A 16,045-nucleotide genomic window follows, 5' to 3' on the forward strand; every position below is an offset into this window, starting at 1 on the left:
CAGTCGCGGGTAATCATCTCGTCAGCGGGGTATAGTCCTGCCCTGCGAAGCGATGCGGGAGAGCTTCGTCTTTGGCTCGGCCGACGAAGACCGCCCAGACACCGCCGGGACGCCAGATGCTATCAAGCCGTGCAGCAGCCTCGGCGACATCTTTGCCCAGCACCAGCTCCCGCCGGTAGAAGAAGGCCGAGACGCGGGCGTTCAGGATGCAATGGACATGAACGTTGCGGCCGTGGAGACTATCGAGCGCAGCCATGAAATGATCGAAATCCCTGTCTGTGGGTGCGGCGAAGTCGACGGGAATATGAACATAGCGCATGCCGAGCGTCGCCACGCTTGCGGCTTCGTCGACGAGCGCGTCTTCATGGCTGTGCAGGGCCAGGTTGATGACGTCGGAAACGCCGATAGCTGCCAGCAGATTCAGCTGCTCTTCAGTGGGCTGACCGGAGGTCGTCAGGCGATCGTCGAGACGCCGCCAGGCGCGGATCGAAACAGGATCTTCGACATGTGAAGGGCGCGTCATGGGCATCACTCCTTGCGATGGTGCCCAGGCGAGCGGCGGACTCAGCCCGCGCTCCCCGATGGTGATCCATCCTCGTCGCCAGTCACGCGGTCGACGGAACATGCCAGACCGGCTTTTGCATGGCCAGCTGACCAAGACAAAAAACTCAGCCGCGCTCTCCGAACAGGGCCGTGCCGATCCGGACATGGGTTGCGCCGAGCATGATCGCGGTCTCGAAATCCGACGACATCCCCATGCTGAGGCCGACAAGCTCGTGCCGGGCCGCCAGCTTGGCGAGCAGCGCGAAATAGGGCGCAGGTTCGACGTCGAGCGGAGGCACCGCCATCAGTCCGACGATGGGGAGACCAGCGTCGCGGGCCCGCACGAGGGTGGCGGGCAGATCGGCGATGGCGCAACCGCCCTTCTGGTCTTCCTCGCCGATATTGACCTGGACGAAGCAGTCGGGCCGTCGACCCTGCCGATCCATCGCCTTGGCCAGTGCCTCGATCAGCGAGGGGCGGTCGACCGAATGGATCGCATCGAACAGGGCGACGGCCTGCTCGGCCTTGTTCGATTGGAGCTTGCCGATGAGATGGAGCTTCAGCCCGTCGACGTGGCAGAGATCGGGCCATTTTTCCTCGGCCTCCTGCACGCGGTTCTCGCCGAAGGACCGGTGACCGGCATCGATCAGGGGGGCGATCGCCGCTGCGGGCTTGGTTTTCGAGACCGCGATCAGCTCGATCTCGCTCGCTGTCCTGTCGGCCAGTGCAGCGGCATGGGCGATCCGGGACAGGATGGCGTCGATCCGTTGCTGCGCTGGAAAAGGAAGGGTGGTGGTGGTGGTGTCGATCTCGGGCATGGGCTCCGCTATAGAAGCGCCGATGACGCCCCGCCAGCCTGTGCTGCCGCATCTGTGGCTGATGACCGACGAACGGCTCGGCGAAAGGCTGTTCGATGCGATCGACCGGCTGCCGCGCGGTTCGGGCGTAATCTTCCGACACTATAGCCTGCCGGTTGCCGAGCGTCGGCGGCTATTTGATGCCGTCCGCCGGCGGACTCGACGACGAGGGCTGGTCCTGTTGCTGGCAGGAGACGAGCATATGGCTCTGCGCTGGGGGGCAGACGGAGCCCATCACCGTCAGCCGCATGCGCCGCGCTTCGGGACTTCGCCGGTGCATGATCGGCGCGAGATACGGGCGGCGGAGCGATCGGGCGCCACCGCGCTCCTCCTCTCCCCGCTCTATGCGACACGCTCCCATCCCGGAGCGTCGGGTCTTGGCCGGATGCGCTTTGCCGCGCTCCTGCGCGCGACGCGTCTGCCGGTGATCGCTCTGGGGGGCATGACGGCTCGACGTGGGCGCCATGCGCGCTTGCTCGGCGCACAGGGTTGGGCGGCGATCGATGCCTGGGGCGGTCGGGCGTCCGGGCGAAAGCAAGCCTGACGCCGGCGATCAGAAGCGGAAGGCGGTTCCGACGTAGACCGACTGGCTGTCGCGACGCTGGTCGCTGGTCAGGTCGCTGTGGTCACGCTGGCTCTTGTAGCGAACGCCACCCGAGAGCTCCAGATTCTTGGTGAGCGAGAAAGAGCCACCCAGATCGACCGAGAGGGCCTCTTCGGGTCCGCCGAGATTGGTCGCGCCGGTCGCCTTTTCGGTCCCGAACAGCAGTCGAGTGCTCCATTTGGAGCGCGAGTAGCTCACGCCGATATCCGCCATCTGACGGGTATCGGCAATGGTGCCCCCGTCGATGCGTGCGAAGTCGCCCGACAGGGTGAAATGCTTCCAGCCCACGGATGCGCCAAGGCTGTAGGCCGTGGGTGCCAGGCCCATGTTGAGCGCTGTGGTGTTCGGAATGCTGATCGTCGATCCGGCGAGCATGGTGGTGCTCGAGGTACCCGGCTTGGACGAGCGGGCGCGGATGGCTACCGTTACCGCGCGCTTGCCATTGCCACCCGAGGGAGTGAAGCGGAAGCTGGGTTCGGCGAAGCTGCCGCCGACGCGATCGAACAGTGCGGCCTGGCGAGGATCGGACGCAGCGGGGGTGAAGAAGCCGATACCGCGTGCCTTCTTGCGGTCGACCTTGACCTTCGGCGCGGCGGGAGTCTTGGCGGCTGCGACCGGCACAGACAGGGCCAGCGACGCGAGCAGCGCCGTCCCCATCATCCTTGCCGTGACCCCCTTGACCATCATCCTGCCAAATCCGGACTTTTCTCTATACCAGTCGGTTAGCACTCGATCGGAGTCGATGCCAGCCGGCTGCGGCGAAAGTCCGTCCCTGTTGCACAGACTCCACAACCGCCGAACGCCTGTAGAGGCATATGTGTTTCAGATCGATGAATCTAACCGTGCGTCCGGAGCAACGTGGACCCTGCCTCGCGGGGCAAAGACATGTTGCCCGGTGGGGGCATGTGTCTATAACGGCGCGCAACGCCTTTTCGAGCCTCAAGGACTTGCCTGACATGATCCGTCGCCCCTGCCGTACCGCGATCGCCCTTGCCCTCGTCGTCTCGCTGGCGGCCTGCGGAGGTGGACGCAACAAGGCGCAGCTCGCGTCCGATGTTGCGGCGGCCAAGACCACCACGATCGGGATCAACACCTATTTGTGGAAGGCCTCGCTCGAGGCGCTCAGCTTCATGCCGCTGCTGCAGGCGGATTCCAATGGCGGCGTCATCGTCACCGACTGGTATGTGAATCCTAACCAGCCCGCCGAACGGATGAAGGTGACCGTGACCATCCTCGACGCCGATCTGCGCGCCGATGCCGTCCGCGTCGCGCCCCAGCGCCAGGTGCTGTCGAACGGCAGCTGGGTCGACACGTCGGTACAGGCCGCGACCGCGCAGAAGCTTGAAGATATCATCCTGACCAAGGCCCGAGACCTGCGCCGCGCGACCGTCGCCGGCTGAACAAGAAGCGAAAGATCAAGTGAACGCGCGTTTCAACCATTTGAAGGCCGACGCGCACTGGCAGCGCGTCTGGGAAGACCGGCAGACCTTTCAGGCCCGCGACGACAGCGAGCGGCCCAAAAGCTATGTCCTCGAGATGTTCCCCTATCCGTCGGGGCGCATCCATATGGGCCATGTGCGCAATTACACCATGGGCGACGTGCTCGCCCGCTTCCGCCGGATGAAGGGCTATGAAGTGCTCCATCCGATGGGATGGGACGCCTTCGGCATGCCGGCCGAAAATGCCGCGATGGAGAAGAAGGTCCATCCGGGCGACTGGACCCGCGCCAATATCGCGGCCATGCGCGAGCAGCTGAAGCGGATCGGCTTCGCGCTCGACTGGAGCCGCGAACTCGCCACCTGCGAGCCGGACTATTATGGCCAGGAGCAGGCACTGTTCCTCGAACTGTTCGCGGCAGGGCTGGTCTATCGCAAGGAGTCGGCGGTCAACTGGGATCCGGTCGACATGACCGTGCTCGCCAATGAACAGGTGATCGACGGCCGGGGCTGGCGCTCGGGGGCGCTGGTCGAACGGCGTAAGCTCAGCCAGTGGTTCCTCAAGATCACCGACTTTGCCGACGAGCTGCTCGATGGCCTGAAAACGCTCGACCAGTGGCCCGAAAAGGTCCGGACGATGCAGGAGAACTGGATCGGCAAGTCGCAGGGCATGCGCTTCCGCTTCACCCTCGATCGGCCGGTCGGCGAGATCGACGGCTTCGAGGTGTTCACGACCCGGCCCGACACACTGTTCGGCGCCAGCTTCGCGGCGGTTGCTCCCGATCATCCGATCGCGCAGGCGCTGGCGGCGGATGACGAAGCGCTGCAGGCGTTCATCGCCGATTGCAAGCGGACGGGCACCGCAGCGGCCGAGATCGAGACCGCCGAGAAGAAGGGCTATGATACCGGCCTGACGGTAGCGCATCCGCTCGATCCGACGTGGAAGCTGCCGGTGTTCGTCGCGAACTTCGTGCTGATGGAATATGGAACGGGGGCGATCTACGCCTGTCCGGCGCACGACCAGCGCGATCTGGACTTCGCCCGCAAATATGCGCTGCCCGTCAAGCGCGTCGTCGCGCCGACACCCGAGGAGGCCGACGCGCCGATCGGTGACGAGGCTTATGTCGGGCCCGGCCGGATCGTCAATTCCGCCTTCCTCGACGGCCTGTCGGTGGAAGAAGCCAAGGCCGCCGTCATCGCACGCGGCGAGAGCGAAGGCTGGGGCCAAGGCACGACGGTGTGGCGCCTGCGCGACTGGGGCGTCTCCCGGCAGCGTTACTGGGGTACGCCGATCCCGATCATCCACTGCCAGGATTGCGGCGCAGTTCCGGTTCCGCGCGAACAGCTGCCGGTGGTGCTGCCCGAGGATGTCAGCTTCGACATTCCCGGCAATCCGCTCGATCGCCATCCGAGCTGGAAGCATGTCGACTGCCCGTCCTGCGGCAAGCCCGCGCGGCGCGAGACCGACACGCTCGACACCTTCGTCGACTCCAGCTGGTATTTCATCCGCTTCGCCAGCGCCCCGGGCGATCAGCCGTTCGACCGCGCGGTGGCCGAGCAATGGCTGCCGGTCGGGCAATATATCGGCGGGGTCGAGCATGCGATCCTGCACCTGCTCTACGCCCGCTTCTGGACGCGGGCGCTCGAGCGGATCGGCAAGCTGTCGGTCAAGGAGCCCTTCACCGGGCTGTTCACTCAGGGGATGGTCACGCACGAGACCTACAAGAGCCCTGACGGTCAGTGGCTGAGCCCGGAGGAGGTTTCCAACGGGGTCGTTGTGGCGACCGGCGAGCCGGCAACGGTCGGACGCATCGAGAAGATGTCGAAGTCCAAGAAGAACGTCGTCGATCCGGGGCCCATCGTCGAGCAATATGGCGCGGACGCGGTTCGCTGGTTCATGCTGTCCGACAGCCCGCCCGAGCGCGACCTCGAATGGACCGAAAGCGGCATCGAGGGCTGCTGGCGCTTCGTCAACCGGCTGTGGCGAATGACCGATGTCGCCGAGGCGGCGGAGGGCGAGGACAAGGATCTCGACCGCAAGTTGCACCGTGCCATCGCCGGAATCGCGACCGATATCGAGGCGCTGGGCTTCAACCGCGCCGTCGCCAAGGTTCACGAGCTTGCCAATGCGATCGAGAAGGCTCCGCCTTCGGCAAGCCGGGCGACCGCAGCGCGGACCCTCGTCCGTCTGATCGCGCCGATGGTGCCGCATCTGGCCGAGGAGGCTTGGGCACGGCTTGGCGAAGAGGGTCTGGTCGCCGATGCGGCGTGGCCCGATCATGATCCTGCGCTGCTCGTCGACGATGAGGTCACGATCGCGGTTCAGGTCAACGGCAAGCTGCGCGACACGCTGACGGCGCCCAAGGGGATGTCCAGGGACGCGTTGCAGAGCCTGGCGCTGCAGTCGGAGAAGATCGTGAAGCTTCTGGAAGGCGCCGAGCCCAAGAAGGTGATCGTGGTTCCCGACCGCCTCGTGAACATCGTCGCATGAGGCCCCTCGCCCGCCTCGGCCTGGCATTTGCGCTGGTCGCCGGCCTTTCCGCCTGCAGCCTGCGGCCGCTCTATGTCGACGGCGGGGCCGGCGGCGTGGCGAGCGCCCTGTCCTCGGTCGAGGTGTCGGCGATCGGCGGGCAGAGTGGCTGGCTGGTTCGGAATACGCTCAACGACCGGATGCACCGTCAGGGCGAGTCTGCCGCGCGCTACAAGCTCGAAGTCGAACTCGACGACGACATCACCGGTTTCGGTACCCGTCTGGACAATACGATCAGCCGTGAGCGGCGTACCTTGCGGGCGCGCTATCGGCTGATCGACGCGGCGACCGGCTCGGTGCTGCTCGACCAGACGGCGGCGGCCGACGCGGGCATCGACGTGACCCAGTCCGATTATGCGACGCTGGCGGCCGAGCAGACCGCGCTCGAACGCATGGCAGACCGGCTGGCCGACCAGATCGTGGCGCGTGTCGCCACCTATGCCGGCCGCAGCACGAACCGGTGAAAGCCGACGCTGGCCAGATCGCGCGGGCCCTCGACAAGGGGGACCCGTCCGTCCGGCTGTTCCTGCTCTACGGGCCAGATGAGTCGGGCTCACGCGCGCTCGCGGCGCGGCTCGACAAGGCGATGGGCGCCGATGCCGAACGGATCGATCTGACCGGCAGCCAGATCAAGGATGACCCCGCGCGTCTCGCGGACGAGGCGGCGTCGATTTCGCTGTTCGGTGGAGCGCGTCATATCCGCGTCGATCCGGCCGGCGACGAGATCATCGATGCAGTCGAGGCGCTGCTGGAGGCGACGTCTGCCGGCAATCCGGTGGTCGTCGTGGCGGGGAACCTCCGCAAGGATGCCAAGCTGGTCAAGGCCGCTCTTGCCTCCCCGCAGGCGCTCGCCTTCGCCTCCTATCTGCCCGAGGGCCGTCAGGCGGACCAGGTGGCGGTCGAGATGGCCCGCGAACTGGGCCTGCGGCTCGATCCGCGTATGGCGCAGTCGCTGGTGGCCGCGACCAATGCCGACCGGGGCCTGATCCAGCGCGAAGTCGAGAAGATCGCGCTCTATCTCGATGCCAGCCCCGAGAGCCCCAAGGAGCTCGACGCTGATGCGCTTGCCGCGATCGGTGCAGAGAATGACGAAAGCGACGTGGCGGCCATCGTCGATGCGGTGATGGGCGGAAGGCCCGATATCGCAGCAGCCGAGCTCGCCCTGATCGGCCCGACCGAAGCGATTGGCGTGGTGCGGGCCGTGCTCCGCAAATTGGCCTTGATCACCCCGCTTCGGGCCGAAGTCGCTCAGGGGCGGACCATCGACGCGGTCATGGCCGGCAGTGGCAAGGCGATCTTCTGGAAGGAACAGAAGACCGTAGCCGGGCTTCTTCAGCGCTGGTCGCCCGAGCGGATCGCAGCGGCCACCGAGCGTCTGGCGGGGCTGGAGCGGGCCTATAAGCGTTCGGGTTCGGCGGGCATGGTGCTGGTGACCGAGGAACTGCTGACCATAGCACGGGCGGCTGCTGCGCGTCGGTGATAAGGGCCTGGTTTCAGATCGTTAAGCCTGGTCTCAAACAATCTGCGGAATCGTCTTCGCAATTTCACTTAAAGATCATTTTGCAACTTCGCAGCTTTTCGAAAACTTCGCATTTTGTGCGAACAGGCCGTTATGACGCCGTCTGAGCCTGTTCAGATCGGTTCTCCGCTCAACCGCTGGCATACGAGGTCGAGCTGGTCGAGCGTCGAATAGGCGATCGTCACTTTCCCGCCCTTCTCCGTATGTTCGATCTGAACCTTGAGGCCCAATATGTCGCCGATCTGGCGTTCGAGCGCCTGGATATCGGCATCGGCGGCCGGTTGCGCGGCGGCAGCGGGAGCCGAGCGGCCATCGCCCTTTGCTGCCGGCCGCGCCTTCTTGGCCAGCGCTTCGGTGTCGCGGACCGACAGGTCCTGGCTGACCACCTGTTCGGCGAGCATCTCGGCATCGGGCGAGGTAATCAGCGCGCGGGCATGACCCATGCTGAGGCGACCGTCTGCCAGCAACGAGCGGACGCTTTGCGGCAGGTCGAGCAGGCGCAGCAGATTGGCGACATGGCTGCGCGATTTGCCGACCAGCTTGCCCAGTGCTTCCTGCGTGTGGCCGAAATCGGTCACAAGCCTTTGATAGGCTTCGGCTTCCTCGATCGCATTGAGATCCTGCCGCTGCACATTCTCGACGATCGCGAGTTCGAGCGTCTCGCTGTCCGACAGCTCGCGGACGATCGCCGGCACCTCGTGAATCCGCGCCCGCTGCGCCGCGCGCCAGCGGCGCTCGCCGGCGATGATTTGATAGCCCCCGCTCGACGGGTGCGGTCGCACCACGATTGGCTGCAGCAGCCCCCGCTCGGCGAGCGAACTGGCGAGATCGGCCAGAGCCTCTTCGTCGAAATGTCGGCGCGGCTGATCGGGATTGGGCGCGATCGCGGCGACCGAGAGCATCTGGATGCCGGCAGGGCGCGGCGCGCCGGGCGCCAGCGGCTGTTCCGACGCGACTTCGCCGAGCAGAGCGGACAGGCCGCGTCCCAGACCACGGCGGGGGGCGTCGGCGCTCATGCGGCCTGTGCCTTGCGCGTCAGACGAGTGATGCATTCACGGGCGAGCGAGATATAGGCCTCCGATCCGGGACAGCGATGATCGTAGATGAGGGCGGGCACGCCATGGCTGGGCGCTTCGGACAGCCGCACATTGCGCGGAATGACGGTCTCGAACACGACGTCGCCGAGGACGCTGCGAACATCTGCGGCGACCTGTTCGGACAGCCGGTTGCGACGGTCGTACATCGTCAGCGCCACGCCGAGGATGGAGAGCTGCGGGTTGAAGCGCGCGCGGACCCGCTCGATCGTCTGGAGCAGCTGGCTCAAGCCCTCCAGCGCAAAGAACTCGCATTGCAGCGGAACGAGCATCATGTTGGCGGCGACCAGAGCGTTGACCGTCAGCAGGCCGAGCGACGGGGGGCAGTCGATCAGGCAGACATCCCAGCGATTCTCGTCCTGGGCGAGTGCGTCATGCAGACGATGGGTGCGCTTCTCGACTTCGATCAGCTCGATCTCGGCGCCGCTGAGGTCGACCGTCGCCGGTACGATGTCGAGCCGCGGGATCTGCGTCGGCACGACGGCCTCGCCGAGCGTGCAGTCGCGACGGAGCAACTCGTAGCTGCTGTGGTCGCGGGCCGCTCGATCGATGCCCAGGCCGGTGGACGCATTGCCCTGCGGATCGAAGTCGACGAGCAGGACCCGCCATCCGGTGGCGGCAAGAGCGGTGGCGAGATTGATCGCCGTGGTGGTCTTTCCCACCCCGCCCTTCTGGTTCGCTATGGCGATCCGGATCATGTTCGTCCCTTTGATCGAGGCTTGGACTTCAGCGAGGCGCCCCGTGCCGCAGACACTTTCGACGCCACGATGATCGAGGCTTCGGGATCGGTGATGCTCGGAACGATGCTGAACTCACCCTGCCATGTTCCTGTGACGGCTTCCAGTTCGGAAGCGGCGCTGCGTCCTTTTGGCAGCAGCCAGACCGTTTCCTCCCCAGCGAAAGGCTGGGCCAGAGGCAGCAGCCGATCGAGAGGTGCGAAGGCCCGGGCGCTGATGACGTCATAGGGTGATGGCTCGAGTGTTTCCAGTCGCGCGCCGGCCACGTGGACCCGATCGGCGATCCCGAGCTGTTCGGCCATGAAGCTCAGAAAGTCGATTCGCTTCCGGCGCGATTCGACGAGCGTCACTGTCATATTGTCGCGCAGCAGTGCGATCACCATGCCGGGGAAGCCGGCGCCCGAACCGAGGTCGATCCACTTCGACGCGCTCTCGGGCGCGAGCGGCAACAGCTGCGTGGAATCCAAAATATGTCGCACCCAGATATGATCCACGGTCGACGCCGCGATCAGATTCTGCCGGCCCATTTCATCCGTTACGAGGGCGATCAGCTGGTCGAGCTTCTCGACTGTTTCACGTGGAACAGTGCTGGCGATCGCCGCGCGGGCGTCGTCCTCGGTCATGCCGCGAGCTTCCGCGCATAGACCATGATTGCCGCCAGCGCCGCAGGAGTGATACCGCGGATCCGGCCCGCAGCGGCAAGATCGTCCGGGCGGGCGGCATCGAGCCGTTCGATCATCTCGTTCGAAAGACCGGCGACATGGCTATAGCTGTCGATCGCCATGAGCGAGAGAGTCTGGTCGCGCTTGAGACGGGCGATCTCCTCGTCCTGCCGTTCGAGGTAAGGCGCGTAGCGGCAATCCTCGATCAGTTCGGCACGAACCGGCGGAGCGATCTCCCGCCAGCCCGGTATCAGCGCTGCGACGTGCTCGTCACGGACATCCGGGTAGCGCAGCCACTCGGCGAGGCTCCGCTTGCTGTGATCGGCTGCAACAGGAGAGCCAGCTTCGATCAGTTGATGGGCCGTGACGGTCAAGCTGTCCAACTGGCTTCGACCGAGCATGCGCGCCGCTTCGCGTTCAGCAAACCAGGCCCTGCGCTCTGAGCCGACAGCGCTCAAAGCCTCGGCCCACCCCGTCAAGCGGGTCGCCGCATTATCGGCCCGGAGCCGGAGGCGGTACTCGGCGCGCGCGGTGAGCATGCGATAAGGTTCGGACACACCCTGCAGCGTGAGGTCGTCCACCATGACGCCGATATAGCTGGAGGCACGATCGAACAGGACCGGCGGTGAACCGGCGGCGAAGGCCGCCGCATTTAATCCGGCGACGAGGCCCTGCGCAGCGGCCTCCTCATAACCGGTGGTGCCGTTGATCTGGCCAGCACAGAACAGCCCCGGCAAGGCGCGTAGCGCGAGACCTGCTGTCAGGCTGCGCGGATCGATATAGTCATATTCCACCGCATAGCCGGGTTGAGCGATCTCGACCCGTTCCAACCCGCCCACCGTACGCAGCATCGCGAGCTGGACGTCCTCGGGAAGCGACGTCGAGACGCCGTTCGGGTAGATCAGATGATCGCCAAGACCCTCAGGTTCGAGGAAGATCTGGTGTCCGTCCCGGTCGCCGAAGCGGTGAACCTTGTCCTCGATCGAGGGACAATAGCGCGGCCCGGTTCCCTCGATGACCCCGGAGAAGAGCGGCGAGCGATCGAGGCTGTTGCGGATGATATCATGGGTCCGCTGGTTTGTCCGCGTGATCGCGCAGGCGAGTTGCGGTACCGAGCGCGCCCCGTGAAGCGGTGAGAAGGTCCAATCCTCATCGTCGGATGGCTGGCGGTCGAGCCCGGCCCAGTCGATCGTGCGGCCGTCGAGGCGCGGAGGTGTCCCTGTTTTCAGCCGGCCCAGCGGAAGATCGAGAGCCCGCAGCTGTTCCGCGAGGCCCAGGGCGGCGCCCTCCCCTACCCGTCCACCAGCACAATTGGTCATGCCGAAGTGAAGCTTGGCGTTGAGGAATGTCCCCGTCGCCAGGACTACGGACCGCGCATGAAGCGCCCGTCCGTCGGCCAGCTTCACACCGCATGTTTCACGTGGAACATCGCTGAGGATCAGCGACTCGACCGATCCCTCGATGATGTGAAGCGTCTCGAGTTGGGCGAGCAGATCCCGCACCGCTGTCCGAAACAGCTGGCGATCGGCCTGAATACGTGGGCCTTGAACAGCCGACCCCTTGCTGCTGTTGAGCATGCGGTAGTGAATCGCCGCTCGATCTGCAGCCCTGGCGATGATGCCGTCGCAGGCGTCGACCTCGCGGACGAGATGACCCTTGCCGAGGCCACCGATCGCCGGATTGCACGACATGGCACCGATCATGTCGCGTCGCATGCTCACCAATGCGACGGATGCACCCATGCGCGCTGCGGCTGCGGCAGCCTCGCACCCCGCATGTCCGCCACCGACGACAATGACGTCGAACCGGTCCTTCTGATCCGCTAAGAGCATGCCGCCGCGCTATCGCAGCGCCGCTGGCAAGTCAAAAGCGTTCCACGTGGAACAGCCTATTTGCCGATGCAAAAACGCCCGAACAGCGTGTCGAGCATGTCCTCGGTTCCGGCGCGGCCGGTGAGCCGATCGATCGCAGCGCGGGCCATGCGCAGCGCCTCGGCCACGAGCAACGGATCTTGCTCCGCCCCCGCCAGACCGAGCATCACCGCCAGATGTTCGATGCCGTCTCTCTGCCGCCGGGAAAGCGCCACCTCATCCTCGCGGGGCAGGAGCGTGGCCGCTCGCTCCCCCAGCACCGCCACCAGTCGCTCCATGCCCTCCCCCGTCCGCGCAGACAGAATGAGATCCGCTGCGTCCGGAGGTGCGAAGCCCGTCTCGTCGGACCGCGCGGCAATCCGCAGTGCGCCCGCCGGCGCTTCGTCTGGCGGGCCGAGCCAAAGCAGAATATCTGCTCGCGCCATAGCCTGACGGGCACGCTCGATTCCGATCTCCTCTACCGCATCTGCAGCCGCCTCATGCAGGCCGGCGGTGTCGGTGAGGAGGAAGGCTATGCCCCCGATTGACACCGGGACCTCGACGAGGTCGCGCGTGGTCCCGGCGAGTGGCGTCACGATTGCCGCTTCACGTCCGGCGAGCGCATTGAGCAAAGTGGATTTGCCCGCATTGGGCGGCCCGGCTAGGACGACCCGGATACCGTCGCGAAGGCGCTCTACCGCCGGCCGACCGCACCAACCCGCCACATCCTTCGCGATGTGCTCAAGCTCTGTCGTAAAAGCGTCTCCGAGATCCGGGACATCCGCCTCATCTTCGAAATCGAGCACCGCTTCGACGCGCGCAGACAGAAGGAGAATATGGTCCAGCCAGGCGGCGAGCTTGCGGCTCAGCGCCCCATCTGCCAGCGCAAGCGCGTTCCGCCGCTGGGTTTCGGTCTCGGCTGTCAGCAGGTCACCCAGTGCTTCGGCTTCGGTGAGATCGATGCGTCCATTGGCGAAGGCGCGCCGGGTGAACTCGCCGGCTTCCGCCGCGCGCAGGCCCGGCTGCTCGCTGAGCGATCGCAGAACGGCGGTTACGACAGCCCTGCCCCCATGAACGTGAAACTCCGCCATATCCTCACCGGTGGCGCTGGCGGGACCGGGAAACCAGAGCAGCAGGGCCTGATCCAGTGGGTGATGGTCGACCGGGTCGACGATCGACCGGAGCGAGGCGCGTCTTGGGGCAGGCCTCGGTCGTCCGCCGAGCAGGGCGTCCATCGCGTCACCCGCCCGAGGGCCGCTGACACGGATCAGAGCTACGCCGGCGGGTGGCGACCCGCTCGACAGGGCGAAGATGGTCGCGGCGTCTGCGGCGTATTGCGGGCTATTTTCCACCACTGCCGGTGCGGCCGATCTGGTCGAACATCGATCGCCATATGTTCATTCCTGCCTCACCCATCGGCATCCAGTTGCGCATCATCTGATCGACCGCATCGGGCGTTATGCCTTCCTCGATCATCTTCTTCATCTTGTCGATATAGACGTCGTGAACGACGGACAGGTCGGGAAGGCCCATGAAACGGCGCGCTTCCTCCGGCGTGCAATCGACGTCGACGGTGATCTTCATGCGCGGCTCCAAGGGTCATTGAAACGTCGGTATCCATGGCTAGAGTCTCCGCAGGCGCATGTCCATGACCATCCTCTCCACTCTATTGGCTTCTCCGCTCGGATCGATCCTGATCGAAGGTGACGAGCGCTATGTGCATCGCATCGTCATCGGCTGCGAGACGGGCGGCGAGACGGGCGGTCTGGCGATCGAGAGGATCGATCCAGCCTCGCCCGCGGGACGCGCAGCGGCACAGCTCCGGGCCTATTTCGACGGTGCCTGCGAGGACTTCGAGCTGCCCCTTGCACCCGCCACGACGGCCAGGGGTGACGTCCTGCGACAGGCGATCACCGCCATCCCATATGGCGCATCGCTCAGCTATGGCGGGGTCGCGCGGCTCGCCGCGTCCAGCCCCCGGGCCATCGGTCAAGCCTGCGCCCGCAACCCTTTTCCCATCGTCGTTCCCTGCCATCGGGTGCTAGGGAATGGCGGCGCGATCGGCCATTATTCGGCCGGCGATGGGGTAGCCACCAAGCTGTGGCTGCTCGAGCATGAGAGACGAGGAGGACTGCTGTGAAGAGCTATACCGAGATCAAGGCGCTGGCCGGGGACGAGGAATTTCTCGCTTACACGTCGCAGCCCACATCGGAGCCGAAGGCCGCGATCATCGTCATTCAGGAGATTTTCGGCGTCAATGAAGGCATCCGCATCAAATGCGATGCCTGGGCGAAGCTCGGTTATCTCGCCATCGCGCCCGATCTTTTCTGGCGGATTCGTCCGGGCATCGAGCTCGATCCCGATGTCGAGCCGGAACTGCAGGAGGCCTTCGGTCTGTTCGGCAAGTTCGATCAGGAAGCGGGCATTCGCGATATAGAGGCCACCATCCGCGAAGCGCGCCGCATGGTCGGCGGCAAGAAGGTCGGCGCGGTGGGCTATTGCCTCGGGGGCCGCCTGGCCTTCATGACCGCTGCGCGGACCGATATCGATGCGAGCGTGGGCTATTATGGTGTCGGGATCGATGGGTTGCTGGGCGAGGCGCATGCCATCGCCCATCCGCACGCGCAGCATATCGCGGTGGACGATGGCTTCGTGCCCAAGGATGCGCAGGCCCGCATGCATGCCGGTCTGGACGACCATCCGAAGGTCACGCTGTGGGACTATGAAGGGGTCGACCACGGTTTCGCGGCGACGATGGGCAATCGCCGGGTCGAGGAGGCGGCCCAGCTGGCCGATGGCCGGACCGAGGCCTTCTTCGCCGACCATCTCGCCTGAAGAAGGGTCGATCCCCCATGTCCGATTTCCGCCTTGTCGCCCCCGCTTTCGGCGGCCCCGAAGTCATCGAAGCCGTCGCGCTCGAACCCATTGCCCTGTCCCCTGGAAAGGTCCGGGTGCGTCACCATGCGGTGGGGGTGAACTTCATCGACACCTACCACCGCACGGGACTGTACCCACAGCCCCTCCCTGCCGGGCTCGGCGTCGAGGCGGCTGGCGTGGTCGAGGCGGTGGGCGAAGGCGTCAGTGGCTGGCAAGCCGGTGACCGGGTGGGCTACGCCATCGCCACGCCCGGCAGCTATGCGAGCTGGCAGGATGTCGATGCGAGCCGGCTTCTCGCTTTGCCCGACACGATCGACGACGAGACCGCAGCCGCGATCCTGCTCAAGGGGCTGACGGTGGAGAGTCTCGTCAATGGATGTGCCCATGTCCAGCCCGGCCAGAGCGCGCTCGTACTGGCCGCTGCCGGTGGCGTCGGTCGCATGCTCGTCCAATGGCTCAGCGCCATCGGGGTGCGGGTCATCGCCCATGCCGGGTCGGCGGAAAAGGCCGCCATCGCCAGCGCGCTCGGCGCAAGCACCTCGATAGATTGCCCGTTCGAGGACCTTGCGGCCACGGTGCGGGCGGCGAATGGCGGCAAAGGCGTCGACGTGGTGTTCGACGGGGTCGGCGCGGACAGCTGGACCGCCTCGCTCGATTCGCTCCGGCCGCGCGGGCTGATGGTGAGTTTCGGTAACGCCTCGGGACCGGTGGCCCCCTTCACGCCACTGGAACTCGCCAAGCGCGGCTCGCTCAGTGTCGTTCGGCCGCGTCTCTATGACTATATCACCGAGCGCTCCGAACTGGAGGCGTCGGCCGCCGCGCTGTTCGCCATGGTCGCCGATGGGCGGGTCAAGGTGGAGATCGGCCTGCGCATGCCGCTGGCCGAGGCTGCCGATGCGCACCGGGCGCTCGAAGGCCGCGCGACCACCGGATCGGTGATCCTGACCGTCTGAGCGGTCACGCTATTTGGGCTGGCCCTGCTCCGTCGCGGGGGCAGGGCCGGCGTCAGCATGGCGTCCGGGCCGCAGCTGCATAGGCTGGGGCGTCACGAGCAGGCTGATGTCGAGTCGTTCATCGACGACACCCTGAATCATCGCCATCAGCTCAGCTGTGACATAGCGGCCATAGTTGAAGCATTCCGCGGGCATGTAGCGCGAGACAGGCTTGGGCCGATCGCACAGATAGCCCAGATGAAGGCCGATCGCGGCGCCGAGCCGCTCATCATGATACATCCCGCCCGAGGATCCGGATTCGGCGTTGGCCGACGTGGCCGCTGATCGTGGGGCCTTTCGCGTCTAGGGCGAAATCCGTTCCGATTGCATCGGACGGATCGCTC

Annotated in this window: 18 protein-coding genes and 1 riboswitch; of the genes, 8 read left to right on the forward strand and 10 right to left on the reverse strand. The window is 65.7% G+C overall.

Features of this window, described 5'->3' with window-relative positions; translation table 11 throughout:
- Nucleotides 1-13: 13 nt before the first annotated feature.
- Together ACNI3R_RS10805 and ACNI3R_RS10810 are read right to left on the reverse strand one after the other, a co-directional pair.
- A complete protein-coding gene (locus ACNI3R_RS10805) occupies nucleotides 14-523 on the reverse strand; it encodes a protein tyrosine phosphatase family protein (RefSeq protein ID WP_426183096.1) in 510 nt (169 codons plus the stop codon).
- 15 nt (nucleotides 524-538) lie between these two features.
- A riboswitch (ZMP/ZTP riboswitch) is annotated at nucleotides 539-619 on the reverse strand.
- 49 nt (nucleotides 620-668) lie between these two features.
- Nucleotides 669-1,361 carry a YggS family pyridoxal phosphate-dependent enzyme gene (locus tag ACNI3R_RS10810; protein WP_426183098.1) on the reverse strand — a complete coding sequence of 231 codons (693 nt, stop codon included), beginning with the start codon at nucleotides 1,359-1,361 and terminating at the stop codon, nucleotides 669-671.
- Nucleotides 1,362-1,383: 22 nt separating this feature from the next.
- Here ACNI3R_RS10810 and ACNI3R_RS10815 point away from each other — a divergent pair, with 22 nt between their 5' ends.
- Nucleotides 1,384-1,944 carry a thiamine phosphate synthase gene (locus tag ACNI3R_RS10815; protein WP_426183146.1) on the forward strand — a complete coding sequence of 187 codons (561 nt, stop codon included), beginning with the start codon at nucleotides 1,384-1,386 and terminating at the stop codon, nucleotides 1,942-1,944.
- Between the two features lie 9 nt (nucleotides 1,945-1,953).
- Here ACNI3R_RS10815 and ACNI3R_RS10820 read toward each other — a convergent pair whose 3' ends face one another.
- Nucleotides 1,954-2,691 carry a porin gene (locus ACNI3R_RS10820; protein WP_426183100.1) on the reverse strand — a complete coding sequence of 246 codons (738 nt, stop codon included), beginning with the start codon at nucleotides 2,689-2,691 and terminating at the stop codon, nucleotides 1,954-1,956.
- A gap of 269 nt (nucleotides 2,692-2,960) precedes the next feature.
- Here ACNI3R_RS10820 and ACNI3R_RS10825 point away from each other — a divergent pair, with 269 nt between their 5' ends.
- From ACNI3R_RS10825 to holA, 4 genes are read left to right on the forward strand one after another with little or no spacing between them, the layout of a single operon-like run.
- Nucleotides 2,961-3,404: a DUF3576 domain-containing protein gene (locus tag ACNI3R_RS10825; RefSeq protein WP_426183102.1), complete on the forward strand. Its 444-nt coding sequence runs from the start codon at nucleotides 2,961-2,963 to the stop codon at nucleotides 3,402-3,404.
- A gap of 19 nt (nucleotides 3,405-3,423) precedes the next feature.
- Nucleotides 3,424-5,931, forward strand: coding sequence for a leucine--tRNA ligase (gene leuS, locus ACNI3R_RS10830; protein WP_426183104.1), 2,508 nt, complete (start codon nucleotides 3,424-3,426; stop codon nucleotides 5,929-5,931).
- The gene (gene lptE / locus ACNI3R_RS10835) at nucleotides 5,928-6,434 is read left to right on the forward strand and encodes an LPS assembly lipoprotein LptE (protein WP_426183106.1); all 507 of its coding nucleotides are present in this window, start codon (nucleotides 5,928-5,930) and stop codon (nucleotides 6,432-6,434) included. The genes leuS and lptE overlap by 4 nt, the downstream gene beginning before the upstream one ends.
- The gene (holA, locus tag ACNI3R_RS10840; RefSeq protein ID WP_426183108.1) at nucleotides 6,431-7,450 is read left to right on the forward strand and encodes a DNA polymerase III subunit delta; all 1,020 of its coding nucleotides are present in this window, start codon (nucleotides 6,431-6,433) and stop codon (nucleotides 7,448-7,450) included. Before lptE ends, holA begins: the two co-directional genes overlap by 4 nt.
- Nucleotides 7,451-7,602: 152 nt before the next feature.
- Here holA and ACNI3R_RS10845 read toward each other — a convergent pair whose 3' ends face one another.
- Genes ACNI3R_RS10845 through ACNI3R_RS10870 form a run of 6 tightly spaced genes read right to left on the reverse strand, consistent with a single transcriptional unit; the run spans nucleotide 7,603 to nucleotide 13,416 of the window.
- The gene (locus tag ACNI3R_RS10845) at nucleotides 7,603-8,505 is read right to left on the reverse strand and encodes a ParB/RepB/Spo0J family partition protein (protein WP_426183110.1); all 903 of its coding nucleotides are present in this window, start codon (nucleotides 8,503-8,505) and stop codon (nucleotides 7,603-7,605) included.
- Nucleotides 8,502-9,281, reverse strand: a complete 780-nt coding sequence (locus ACNI3R_RS10850) for a ParA family protein (RefSeq protein ID WP_426183112.1) — start codon at nucleotides 9,279-9,281, stop codon at nucleotides 8,502-8,504. Before ACNI3R_RS10850 ends, ACNI3R_RS10845 begins: the two co-directional genes overlap by 4 nt.
- Entirely contained in the window at nucleotides 9,278-9,943 is a 666-nt protein-coding gene (gene rsmG / locus ACNI3R_RS10855; RefSeq protein ID WP_426183114.1) for a 16S rRNA (guanine(527)-N(7))-methyltransferase RsmG, read from the reverse strand. The genes ACNI3R_RS10850 and rsmG overlap by 4 nt, the downstream gene beginning before the upstream one ends.
- Nucleotides 9,940-11,814 carry a tRNA uridine-5-carboxymethylaminomethyl(34) synthesis enzyme MnmG gene (gene mnmG, locus ACNI3R_RS10860; RefSeq protein WP_426183116.1) on the reverse strand — a complete coding sequence of 625 codons (1,875 nt, stop codon included), beginning with the start codon at nucleotides 11,812-11,814 and terminating at the stop codon, nucleotides 9,940-9,942. Before mnmG ends, rsmG begins: the two co-directional genes overlap by 4 nt.
- 56 nt (nucleotides 11,815-11,870) lie before the next feature.
- The gene (gene mnmE / locus ACNI3R_RS10865) at nucleotides 11,871-13,184 is read right to left on the reverse strand and encodes a tRNA uridine-5-carboxymethylaminomethyl(34) synthesis GTPase MnmE (RefSeq protein ID WP_426183118.1); all 1,314 of its coding nucleotides are present in this window, start codon (nucleotides 13,182-13,184) and stop codon (nucleotides 11,871-11,873) included.
- On the reverse strand, nucleotides 13,174-13,416 hold the full coding sequence (locus tag ACNI3R_RS10870; RefSeq protein WP_426183120.1) for a DUF6489 family protein: 243 nt from the start codon (nucleotides 13,414-13,416) through the stop codon (nucleotides 13,174-13,176). Before ACNI3R_RS10870 ends, mnmE begins: the two co-directional genes overlap by 11 nt.
- A 64-nt stretch (nucleotides 13,417-13,480) precedes the next feature.
- Here ACNI3R_RS10870 and ACNI3R_RS10875 point away from each other — a divergent pair, with 64 nt between their 5' ends.
- Genes ACNI3R_RS10875 through ACNI3R_RS10885 form a run of 3 tightly spaced genes read left to right on the forward strand, consistent with a single transcriptional unit; the run spans nucleotide 13,481 to nucleotide 15,662 of the window.
- Nucleotides 13,481-13,972 (forward strand): methylated-DNA--[protein]-cysteine S-methyltransferase, encoded by a 492-nt coding sequence (locus tag ACNI3R_RS10875; protein ID WP_426183122.1) that lies wholly within the window; start codon nucleotides 13,481-13,483, stop codon nucleotides 13,970-13,972.
- Nucleotides 13,969-14,667, forward strand: coding sequence for a dienelactone hydrolase family protein (locus tag ACNI3R_RS10880; RefSeq protein WP_426183124.1), 699 nt, complete (start codon nucleotides 13,969-13,971; stop codon nucleotides 14,665-14,667). The genes ACNI3R_RS10875 and ACNI3R_RS10880 overlap by 4 nt, the downstream gene beginning before the upstream one ends.
- Before the next feature lie 17 nt (nucleotides 14,668-14,684).
- A complete protein-coding gene (locus ACNI3R_RS10885; RefSeq protein ID WP_426183126.1) occupies nucleotides 14,685-15,662 on the forward strand; it encodes a quinone oxidoreductase family protein in 978 nt (325 codons plus the stop codon).
- Between the two features lie 9 nt (nucleotides 15,663-15,671).
- Here the strand turns inward: ACNI3R_RS10885 and ACNI3R_RS10890 are convergent, their stop codons facing one another.
- Nucleotides 15,672-15,941 carry a hypothetical protein gene (locus tag ACNI3R_RS10890; RefSeq protein WP_426183128.1) on the reverse strand — a complete coding sequence of 90 codons (270 nt, stop codon included), beginning with the start codon at nucleotides 15,939-15,941 and terminating at the stop codon, nucleotides 15,672-15,674.
- Between the last annotated feature and the right edge of the window lie 104 nt (nucleotides 15,942-16,045).

Source organism: Rhizorhabdus antheiae (genome assembly GCF_049889055.1).
GTDB lineage: Bacteria > Pseudomonadota > Alphaproteobacteria > Sphingomonadales > Sphingomonadaceae > Rhizorhabdus.